Annotated in this window: 11 protein-coding genes; 5 read left to right on the forward strand and 6 right to left on the reverse strand. The window is 33.9% G+C overall.

What is annotated here, in order from left to right; genetic code table 11:
* Positions 1-263 (reverse strand): DeoR family transcriptional regulator (locus G575_RS0110380; RefSeq protein ID WP_027972465.1); only part of this gene is annotated, 263 nt, incomplete at its 3' end.
* 1,430 nt (positions 264-1,693) lie between these two features.
* On the opposite strand from G575_RS0110380, the gene G575_RS0110385 reads away from it, so the two are divergent.
* The 5 genes from G575_RS0110385 to G575_RS0110405 all read left to right on the forward strand — a co-directional run bounded on the left by G575_RS0110385 (position 1,694) and on the right by G575_RS0110405 (position 5,109).
* Complete coding sequence (locus G575_RS0110385) at positions 1,694-2,749, forward strand: hypothetical protein (RefSeq protein WP_245562429.1); 1,056 nt, start codon at positions 1,694-1,696, stop codon at positions 2,747-2,749.
* Between the two features lie 88 nt (positions 2,750-2,837).
* The gene (locus G575_RS12515) at positions 2,838-3,026 is read left to right on the forward strand and encodes a helix-turn-helix domain-containing protein (protein ID WP_002935229.1); all 189 of its coding nucleotides are present in this window, start codon (positions 2,838-2,840) and stop codon (positions 3,024-3,026) included.
* A gap of 90 nt (positions 3,027-3,116) precedes the next feature.
* On the forward strand, positions 3,117-4,163 hold the full coding sequence (locus G575_RS0110395; protein WP_027972656.1) for a tyrosine-type recombinase/integrase: 1,047 nt from the start codon (positions 3,117-3,119) through the stop codon (positions 4,161-4,163).
* A 318-nt stretch (positions 4,164-4,481) separates the two neighbouring features.
* Positions 4,482-4,847, forward strand: coding sequence for a type II toxin-antitoxin system RelE/ParE family toxin (locus tag G575_RS0110400; protein WP_027972657.1), 366 nt, complete (start codon positions 4,482-4,484; stop codon positions 4,845-4,847).
* Positions 4,834-5,109: a helix-turn-helix domain-containing protein gene (locus G575_RS0110405; protein ID WP_027972658.1), complete on the forward strand. Its 276-nt coding sequence runs from the start codon at positions 4,834-4,836 to the stop codon at positions 5,107-5,109. The genes G575_RS0110400 and G575_RS0110405 overlap by 14 nt, the downstream gene beginning before the upstream one ends.
* A gap of 124 nt (positions 5,110-5,233) precedes the next feature.
* Here G575_RS0110405 and G575_RS0110410 read toward each other — a convergent pair whose 3' ends face one another.
* From G575_RS0110410 to G575_RS12395, 5 genes are all read right to left on the reverse strand, one after another.
* The gene (locus G575_RS0110410) at positions 5,234-6,289 is read right to left on the reverse strand and encodes a hypothetical protein (RefSeq protein WP_027972659.1); all 1,056 of its coding nucleotides are present in this window, start codon (positions 6,287-6,289) and stop codon (positions 5,234-5,236) included.
* Positions 6,283-7,749, reverse strand: a complete 1,467-nt coding sequence (locus tag G575_RS0110415; protein WP_027972660.1) for a DUF5677 domain-containing protein — start codon at positions 7,747-7,749, stop codon at positions 6,283-6,285. Before G575_RS0110415 ends, G575_RS0110410 begins: the two co-directional genes overlap by 7 nt.
* A gap of 271 nt (positions 7,750-8,020) precedes the next feature.
* Positions 8,021-8,962, reverse strand: coding sequence for a hypothetical protein (locus G575_RS0110420; protein WP_027972661.1), 942 nt, complete (start codon positions 8,960-8,962; stop codon positions 8,021-8,023).
* Positions 8,963-9,081: 119 nt separating this feature from the next.
* Positions 9,082-10,317: a PrsW family glutamic-type intramembrane protease gene (locus G575_RS11550; RefSeq protein WP_051177065.1), complete on the reverse strand. Its 1,236-nt coding sequence runs from the start codon at positions 10,315-10,317 to the stop codon at positions 9,082-9,084.
* 4 nt (positions 10,318-10,321) lie between these two features.
* Positions 10,322-10,918: LPXTG cell wall anchor domain-containing protein (locus tag G575_RS12395; RefSeq protein WP_027972662.1), on the reverse strand; the 597-nt coding region annotated here is incomplete at its 5' end.

Genomic DNA, 10,918 nt, shown 5'->3' on the forward strand with positions numbered 1-10,918 from the left:
GCAGCCCTTTCTGCTATCTCTTGCTTGGCTTCCTTATTCTGAATGTGTTTCTCAGAATGGGAATATTCCCGATATTGAAAAGCCTTATTACTTCTAGCCCCGCCATGGATTTTTGTTAAAACACCTTGCTCTTCCAATTCTATAAAATCACGTCGAACAGTCATATCAGTAACATTTAGCAATTCCACTATCTCAGAAATTCGAACTGTGCCTTTTTTGTTTACCAATCGTGTAATTTCTTCTAGTCGTTCTCGTTTATTCATGTTTAATCCTTTGTTGTTTTTTTACATTATATCAAAAATAAACAAGAATATGTTGGAATTTTGAACATTTGTTTTAAATAATAATTACAACTTTATTATGCGAGCAATCTTCGCGAGCAGGTTTTGCGTGGTTCGCAAAATATCGGTTCGTTAGAACCGACAGCAAGGAAAAAAGAAAGCATGGGTGCTTTCTTTTTGGGCTGCAAGCCTACGTGTTTAGCGATGAGTAACGATAGTTTACTCACGCTAAACACGTATCTCATCAAAAATGAGATTATCTCAATAATAACATCAGTAGAATAAATAAGAATAGGCAGAAAATATCGAAATCTCCTGCCTTTTACCTATTCCACAGACTTCTTTACTATTCCACTTTTTGAGAAATAATGGATGGTTATATTCGTCCATAAACATAAACTAAATGGTGGTTTTAAGTTAGCCATCTTTTACGACTGAATCGGTTACTTTAATGGCCCATCTTTCATAGAAAAATGGATTCCTCTATGAACCAACAAGTTAAGTTTTCTTGGTTTTCTTTAGTATTCCAACATTATTGAAAATATGGATTATTCTAAAAGTCCATATCGCAAATCGACGTGGGCTACTCTAATACACCATTATTTCTATCATAATGGACCTCTATTCAAATCCACTTTTTAAGAAAACTTGGACTTCTTTACTATTCCACATTTAGCGATAAAATGGGAAACTCTACTTAACTATCTTTTAGCTCTTAATGAGCTAGTTTTACTATTAAATAATTCGTTAAGCTAATAAATTTTCAAATAGTCATCTTTTACCTTTTCAAGTTACCCTATTTCTCTCTACAGAATAGGCATGTCGAATACTTTTCAGTTTCTTATCTATTCACAGAAAAATGTTTCTGTGTTTTTTTTTGATTTTGAAAATGTGGCATAGTAATATCGTAAAAATTGAATGACTAGAGCTAAACACTATCTGGTTTTTTTCAACATCAGATAGACAGGAGGAAATAGTGCGATTTCATATTCGTAAGGTTCAATTATTTCAAAATAATGACTCAATTATTCAATTAACAACGTATAGAAAGGAGTTTTTAGGCCGTAGGTCCAGATAAAGTAACAAAGATACAGTCACAATCAAATTGAAATATTATTAAATAAAATCTGCATCATAAAGGAGGAAATATTACTGAGTCAATTGTTATAATCCAGTTTTACGAATAGCGAAACCAAAGCAAGAAATCGTTCAAATCGAAAAAATACAAAAAATAAACGTTATAATGCGTTTCAATTATTCAAGCTCTCGAATCCAAATTGAGTATTGGAGTAGTCTTCTCCAATTAAAAAAACATAAAGAACACCTGCCGCAGCAGGAAGACACTGTTTTCGGAAGTATTGCGTTAATCGAAAACACCTCAACCATTGGTACCAAAAAGAAAGGAGTCAGTTATGACTAAAAATAAAAAAAGACGATCACGTTCAGATCGTAGAAAAATTAAAAAACATGCGATAGAAAAACAAAACAAAGCGCTAAAAACACCAGAAGGCCGACTTCAGTTTGTCCATTCTCAAGGAGTATCAAGTTTAAAGAAACGATTCAAAAAAGGAAAAGGCATTAAGCGTAAAGAGGCCAAAGAAACAGGAGATGACATTGAGTTAGTCCACACTCATCGTACATTTCATAACTATTCGGGTTCATGGCACTGTTTTGCAAAATGGGTTTCGATTAACATTTCGCCAGAACAGTTAATGGCATTAGGTAATGTTGAAAAAGATACGGAAGGTTGGATAGAACTTGTCAATCAATACTTACAATATTGTATAGAGATTGGTTTAAGTCCATATACACAAGCGACCTACAAAGCAGCATTGGCCAAAGTTCTCGGAGTTTCCTCAACTAATTTCATCGCTACACAACCACGTACTCGTGCAAATCGTATGAATAATCGTGTATTGCATAAAGATTATCGTTTATCCAACAAAAATAACGACTACTGGCATAAAGTAGTTACCGCAACAGGCTTACGAAAAAGTGAATTGATCCACGTCACTGGTGATGCTCTGCAACGCGGCCGTGATGGCCGTTGGTATTTAAATTTAGACGGCCGTAAGCATCACACAAAAGGACGCAGAGATCGCTGGTCTCCCATCATGGCTACTAGTCAAGAGGAAGAAGAGTGGTTAGTCGCTATTTTCCAACGAGCAGGAAAAAAGAAAGTCTTTCATGTTCCCAAAGATTTAATCCTCGACGATTTTGATGGAAAGAAAGTTCCAACAGCATTAAAGCCACATAAGTATCGTGCTGAGTATGCAGAGCGTGTTTATCGCAGTGTAGCACGCGAAATTTCAAAGATTAGAAATCGTAAAGAAGTTATCCATCTGCGTAAAGAGTTAGTTGGCATCTCGCTCGACAGAAAAGCTTGTAAAATTGTGACAAAGGCTCTGGGACACAATAGACCAGAGGAATTTCCTCGTTCCTACGCTTATATTTTATTGAAACGTTAGGTAACATTGAACAATTTTCAAAAATCTAGCCTCAATTCATTACACATGTGGCATAATACTTGTATCTAGAAAATGAAAGGAATTCTATATGTTACCTCAAAATAATTCTCCTCTTCTGTTAAATAGACAACAAGCAGCGGAACTACTTGGAATAGATCCCAAATCATTTGATAAGTACATCAGAAGTCACCCAGACTTTCAATGCTTTATGGTAGGAAAACAAGAGCGCTATTTGAAGTCAAAACTGGTTAAATTTATTGAAAGCCACTGCGATTGACGGATAATGATTGATAAAATTAGATTTTTCATATATCCTATATGTGACTAGTCTATTTTATCAATCATTTTTTATAGAAAGGCTGATAAAATGGCAACAATAACAAAACGTGGTAACTCTTACCGTGCAACTGTATCACTTTATAAGAAAGGAGAATATAAACGAGAAACCAAAACCTTTAGCAACAGAAAAGATGCTGAGCTTTGGACATTAGAAATGGAACTTGAAAAAGGTCGTGGCAAGAACATTGCTGAACGATCTACCCTATTTCCTGATTTTTATAGAAATTGGGTCCATACGGTCAAGAAAAATGACGTTCGCGAAGCCACCTTTATAAACTATAAACGAACTCTCGTAGTAGTTGATGACCTTTTTGATGGTATTCAACTTAAACACCTTGACGATCTCGTCATGCAAAAGAAAATCGACCAATATGCTGAAACCCACTCTAAAAAAACAGTAAAAGAACTTGTTCTTAAAATCCGTGGTTCATTGAAATATGCGTATGCTCGTGGTTTGATTAGTAATGACTTTGGTCATCTTTTGAAAGCAAAAGGACAAGAACAACCTAAACGAAATATACCACTATCTATCACAGAATTTAAAAAACTCAGACAATACTGCCTAAGTCATACTGAGGATGAATTTAATGTTCTTGTTGCTCTCGCCCTTGAGACAGGAGCAAGGCGTGGAGAACTTTTAGGAATTAAAAAAGAAGATATTTTTGAATATGGTATCAAAATTCTTCGATCAATTAGTCCAACTAATGACGATACCCAGCTTAAAACCAAACATTCTAAGCGTGATATTTCCATCAACGAAGATGTTTATCAAGCTGTGACAAAACTTGCACAAACAAAAGAAGGCTATATCTTTGATTGGAATGGATTCAAGCAAGCTAGTCAACTTCAAAAACTGTTAAAACAGCTGGGATTAACAAAAACGACATTTCATGGACTTCGTGACACGCATGCCTCATTTCTCTTTTCAAAAGATATTAGCCTAGACTATATTTCTCGTCGTCTAGGTCATAACTCTATCTTAACAACACAACAGTATTATCTAGAATTGATGCCAGAAAAAAAGCACCAGCAAGATGCCGATGCTTTAAGTCTCTTAAACGACTTATCATTATAATTAACACCAACTGGCACCAAAAAAGTGCCATAATCGTTGGTATAATAAGGTTTTGATTAACGTTTTGAGAATTGTGAAGCCTTACGTGCTTTCTTAAGACCTGGTTTGAACAACTTTTGTTTGAATAAATTTCAAAATCCTTTAAAATCAACGTTTTCACGGATTTTCAAAACTCAAAATTTCATCCAATTTCAACTAATTTCATCTGAATGGTGTGAATTTTACCCCCAAAATACACGAATTGAGCTAAAATATACCCAAAAGTTCACACCATTGATAATTGCACAAATGAACAATATATGCTATCATGGAGACATAATGAAACACCCAAAATTTGAGTTTTACACACGCCCAAATGGGCGGACAGAATTTGTCGAATTTCTACAAACCTTACCAACAAAAGACAAGCAAAAACTCCTAGCTACTATCAGCATGATTCAAGAACAGGGGTTGCTAATAGCTCAGCGCATGGAATGGGTTAAGAAGTTAGATAGTGAAATTTTTGAAATTCGCTCTAAGGTATCTAGTAACATTCAACGTGCTCTTTATTTCCATGTCGTCGATGATCGTTTTATCATTACACATGGTTTTACCAAAAAAACACAAAAGACACCTACTGCTGAAATCAAACACGCTAAAGTATTGAAAAAAGAATTTGAGGAGAATAACAATGGCAACCATTAAATTTGATGATTATTTGCAAGAAGAATTGAAAAGCGACAACTTCAAATCTGGCTACCTGAGTGAAAAAGCTATCTTAGAAAGTGCTCTTGCTGTCTATAATGCACGCCAAAAGGCTGGACTTACTCAACGTGAACTGGCAGATCTCTCACATGTTCCACAGTCAACCATAGCCCGTATTGAGCGAGGAAACAACACCAGCATCGAAACCATGAGTAAAATCGCTTTCGCTCTCAATCAAGAACTAACTATTAGTATTGGTTAGTTTCATCTTCAATACATCACTATAACAGCACTCCTGATCTGACTTAGGGTGCTGATTGCTTTTTATGAAATAATATTCTCTTACAATTTATTGAGTAGTTATTTAATGATAAATCCACTTTTTATCAATTCCATATCAATAAATCTATGCAGCTCTCAATTTTACCAATTAAATCTTCCTGCGTTTTAAAATCATCTAGATTATTATAAATATCTCTAATAGTATCCGAAAAATTAACTTTTTTTGCTCGTTCATGCATATCAAAAATACTTATCTGAATTCCTTTTTTATCGTATTCAAACCAAATGGGTAAGGTTAATCTTGACATTTTTAAGAAATGTTCTAGTTTTTCTTTTTTCGAATTGTGCACGATATTTAATAAGAAAACATTATAATTTATGTATGTAGTTAGGCTAGAAAAGAATGGGAAAATATTGAAGGAGTAGGAAGTCAGAAAAATATCCATAGCTTGACTGAAATAGCCATAGATAATAAATCGGAAAAGTTCTGTATCATTCATATCTTGTGGGACTATATCTGAGTACTCAATTCGATATTGTTTCAAACGGTCTTTTATCGCTTGTGTAGGATCATCATAATCAAAGAGTAATATCTGCGATAAGTATTCATGTACGACCACAGCATCTATATTCTCGTACTTCTGTAAATTATTAAAATCAATACCTTCTATAAAGAAGTTTTCAACAAACGTCCTGATATCAACTTTTTCTTTGTTGATAAGTGAACTAGAAAATCTTAGTGGTAATACGTAAAAATTTGGAATCTCTTTTTCTAATAAAACTATCAAATCATCTATTGACTCTACAATTTTTTCTTTTAATTTTTTGAAGTATCTTTCCAGTTGATGTACTGTATTTCCTTTTTCCATTACTTCTAAATAGGATAGTATTGGATCGTCAAATATTTGATAATTCCCTAATGCAAAGAGGATGTTCTTATCTGAGTTATCTACATTAAATCTAGAAACTGCTGTATAAAAATATGTGTTCGAATTATTAAAGAGATATTGGCTACACATCTCTAATAATTTTTGTTTTCTAAACCAAAAATTTCTAATTTTATCTAAATGATAAGCTACATTCTCTAAGTCCAAGTCCCCTCTAACTCTCTTCAGTAACTCTAAATATTCATTTTGTGATTGTCTTAATCTATCTAGCATAAGCTGTCACCTTCTCTTTGCTCACTTGGAATAGGAAACACTTCTTTAATGACTGATAGATGCTTTGTTAAAACCATCACCATATCATGACTAACATCAGGTAATTTTTGAATATCGTCTACATCGGGAATACCGTGGAATTGGTGTCCAGCAGAGGTGCATTTCAAAATTGAGCTTTCTCTAATCGCTCCCCAAAGTCCATGTTCAAATTGAGAGTCATAATCATAGTGATATTTATATAAATCATCTTCCTCAACTTGTTTAAACTTTTGTCTTATATTCCCATTTCCGAAATATCGAGTATCCATATCTATAAATTCTTTATTTTGAAATTCAGATATTAGTAAATTTAGATATTCAAAATTAATATGAGAGTTTGTTAATTCAGGCTGATTTTCTATATAGCGTTCTGAAATTAGTTTATATCCACCAATACCATAATATTGATATTCTTCCCAAATATTAATGTGTTTTTCTTCTTCAACAATTAAATATTTTGTCATAATATAGTTTTCAATACAAGACCTCAGGATAGAGCGTCCTGAAATTGTACATCGCAAATCATGATTAATTAATTCTAGTAACCGCTTATAAGAATAGGTTAGAATACTAGTTAATACATAGAGTTTCTCGTTAAATGGTTCTATACTTTGAAGGATATCTCTGTAATATTTTAGTGCTGAAGATACTGTATCTTTTATATCATTCAAATCAATAGTATTACTTCTATTCATAACAATTGAATACACCTCACAATCAGTTAGTTGACTAATATTATTCCAAAATTTTTTACTGTAAGGATACTTCACATTTTCAGACATTGACAAAGCTACCTCCATTGAGCGAATATGAGAGCGAATAATTCTCATATCTGGGTCCGATATATCTAAGTACGGGTATCTCTTTAGTCCATCTATAAAATATGACTGTGAATCTCTAAATTTAAGTTTTCCCTGTATCATCTTATAATACAGTAAAACATACCTCACATCTGTTGAGAGTTGACTATGTTGATCAGATATTTCATTTAATACACTAACAAGTAAACTTAGTCTTTGATTAAAAGAGTGCTCCCTGTAATAAAAATTTTTACTCAAAATCTCCTCATCATCAGGCAAAACTATTGAAAGCGAAGAAAATATTGATAGGTCGAAAACTGAATTTAGAGAATCAACAAAAATTCTCTTCTCTTCAATATCTAAGTTAAGTATTAAACTCATTGTAGGTAAAGGCAAGATTTTTTCCAATTTCAATTTTCTTGATAAATTCGTCAGAGCTGACATCATTTTTTCCATTTGCTCTGTTCGGTTTCCGTGATGCAAAGCCAATCCAATCCAAAGGTATTCTGGACCTTTTGAATGGGACCAGTTAGATTCTTTATCTAATGGAGTTACTAATTGACTGAACTTAGTTTTAAAGACTCCTTTTTTAAAGTCGTGGTCACTTAATTTACTAAACATAAGATACCTCTTCATTAAACACTTAAATACATCGTATCATTTTTTAATATAAAATACACCTATTCTAGTTTCGATTTCTCTATAATCATTCTGCCATTTTATAACGTATCTATGTGTGTCAAACAATCTTCATAGATAAAATAGTTTTTTTAGCGGTCTTTGATAAAAGACAAGTAATTTGGTACAAATTAAAGATATTGTAATATGAAAAATAGGACAGCAAGCTATTTGCTATCCTAATAAATATTACCAATAGTTGTTCAATCCGAGATTACTCCACCTCTAAATTAAGATAAGAATCTGTACAATCAAGTTCGATACTCATAAGCTGTTCGTCTACAAACTTGAATGTTACAATTGAGTTGTCATTCTCTGTAGATATATCTCCGTCAGCACCAGCATCCAAAATATAAGAAATGCTTACATTTTTGAATTCTTTATTATACTCTTTATTGTAGTAAAAATTTTCATCATGAAATATTGGATTATTTATCTTTACATTCTCAATAAATTGTGTACGAGTAATGAATAAGTTAATCCCTTCATAAGCAACTCTAGCCCCTAGATTCTCTTTTGTCTTACTTATCGTTTTTCCATAGTGACCAACATTAATTCTTTTTATACGAGCATCTCCTACAGAAACAGCTCGTTTTTCAGTGTTTATGACAGTATAGCTAATATCTATTGGTTTTATCACTTCTCCAATCTGAGAGGGCAATCGCAAACTTCTATCTTCCGCTTCACCATTTTCAAGTTCAAGTGCTAACAAACCTCCAGCTTCTTCCTCTCCGAGAATATTTTTATAGAGTGTATTTTCTGTCACATTAGCTAAATTGAAATTGTAATCATCAATCGTGAAGTTTGTTCCAAGAGTGATCTCAATCTCCTCTTGTTCCTGGACAGGATAGATATCTTCAACCTCTTCATAAGACATGGCATCATAAACTGCATCATCTTCGTTTAGGAAATCATATCTATAAATCCCTTGATCGTCTAAAGTACCTTTAGAGGCTGTCGCATTTTTAAATTCATGAACTTCATTGAATGGAACTAAATTGTATTCCTCTGCTGTGCTACTGCTTTCTGAGCTAGATGTATCAATTTTTTCACTTGAACTAGCTTGCTCAGAGGAGGCGGTATTCTCTGCAGGTTTACTGCTACACGCTGCTAGAAAAATACTGCTAACAAGAAGGGTGACGATTATTTTTTTCATTATTTGTATCCTCATTATTGTATATTATTGTTTTTATCAATTTGATAGAAAATTTGTTCAATTTATTGTTATTACTCTCTCATAGCTATCTAAAATTGATAGTCATGCAAGATAATACTCTAAACACTGTCTGAACGTTGCAAAACTTTTGCATCTCTTCCTAATTCGTTGATTTCTTTCAATCCTCGATTGATAATAATTAAAATTACAATCAATTCAAGTAAAATTAATATTCCTTGTTGTAAAAGATTGGGTAGGATTGGAGTATTCCAAAAAGTGTGGAGTACTGTTGTCAATATCAAGAAACGGAGACTTTCCCCAGTCCATGGTAATGACCAACTAAAATCCCGATTCTTCTTCAACACCATCATTACACCAGCACCAGTAATTGCTCCCCAAGCAACATGAGCAGCAATACCTGTCAAACCTCTTCCAATTGCAGAAGTTAAAAATTCTTGTGCTGTAAAATCATTTCCGAGCAGAGCATAGAAGGTATAGCCTGCTGATTCAAACACATCAAATCCTGCACCTACTGCACCTCCAATTAATAGGCCATTGAACAAGAAACGTTTATTCTGTAATTTTTGAATGTACCAACTGGTAGCAACTATTTTTCCAATTTCTTCTATTGCAGCTGCGACAAGAGTAGCTATTGGGCTTGCGTCTGTTGGAAATACTTGAAACAACGTTAATGTTATTACAAGTGATAATAGTCCTCCAAAAAAGAATATTTGAATAACAGTCATCAAGTCTATATTTCTAGGCGAATTAATTTCAAAATAGAAAAATAGAATTGGTATTGCACCTATCATTGATGATACAAAAATTAAGCCTGGAATAACGATTTGATTATTGAATGTAACCCACATAAAGTACAATAGTAGCGTTGAAATTAATAAGAATCCAAATACTCTTGCAAAATACCAAGGTTTAGGCCACTCTCGTGAGATATCTTCAAGTCTTGGAGTTGTTTTTTCTGATCCGCAAGCAAAAATATTTTCTGCCTCTTCTCTAGTATGTTTTTTAAAGACCTCACTAAATAAATCACGCATCCGTAACTCAACCGGACCCTCTCCACCAGTTACCGAGTTAATTTTATTTGCGATACCACTAACTATATCACTAGCTGCATCCACAGAGGCATTACCACTTCCATCCATTTTAGCACCACAATTTGGGCAAAATTGACTTCTAGTCGCATTCAATTGATGACATTTCGGACAGGTTTTATCACTAGATTCAGTCGGAGAATCATCACTAAATTCTCCTTTAATTTTTGCGTCATTATATTCTTGGGCAGATGGTCTCCTCCCATTAATTGCCTCAAATGCTTCTACCCATTCTTGTTTTTTCATAGTATTAATCTCCAGTATTTTTTCTTATAACTTTAGCTAAGCTTAGCGATGCCAAACCAATACCCAATAGCGATAGTAAAGTGCTATCTTTAGTACCTGTTACTGGCAATGCTTTTGCTCTTTCAACACGTGAGTATATTGCCTTGTCTTCTAAATTGTTTGAAAAAGCATTTGTATCTTGTACCTTCACGACAACTGTTTCGTTGTTATTTGATTTTACATTTTCAAAAGATAGTTGAAACATTGCAAATGCAGGGACTTCATGGTATGCAGGGTCGCCTTTTTCTGCAATCAATTGTTCTTCAGATGGACTTTCTGGTTTTATTGGCTCTGTGATCGATTTAGAAGGCTGTTCCGGCTGCACTGGCTCTTCTGGTTTATCAGACACTTCGCCATCTTGATTTTCCTTTGCCTCTTGCTCCGCTTTCTCGCGAGCAAGACGTTCTGCCTCTGCTTTAGCCTTGGCTTCGTTAGCTAGTTTTTCAGCTTCTGCTTTGGCTTTGGCGTCTTGTTCAGCTTTGATTCGTGCTTCCTCTGCCTTACGTTCTGCTTCGATGCGTTCCGCTTCAAGACGTTCTGCTTCAGCTTTAGCTTTTGCCTC

Source organism: Streptococcus plurextorum DSM 22810 (genome assembly GCF_000423745.1).
Lineage (GTDB): Bacteria > Bacillota > Bacilli > Lactobacillales > Streptococcaceae > Streptococcus > Streptococcus plurextorum.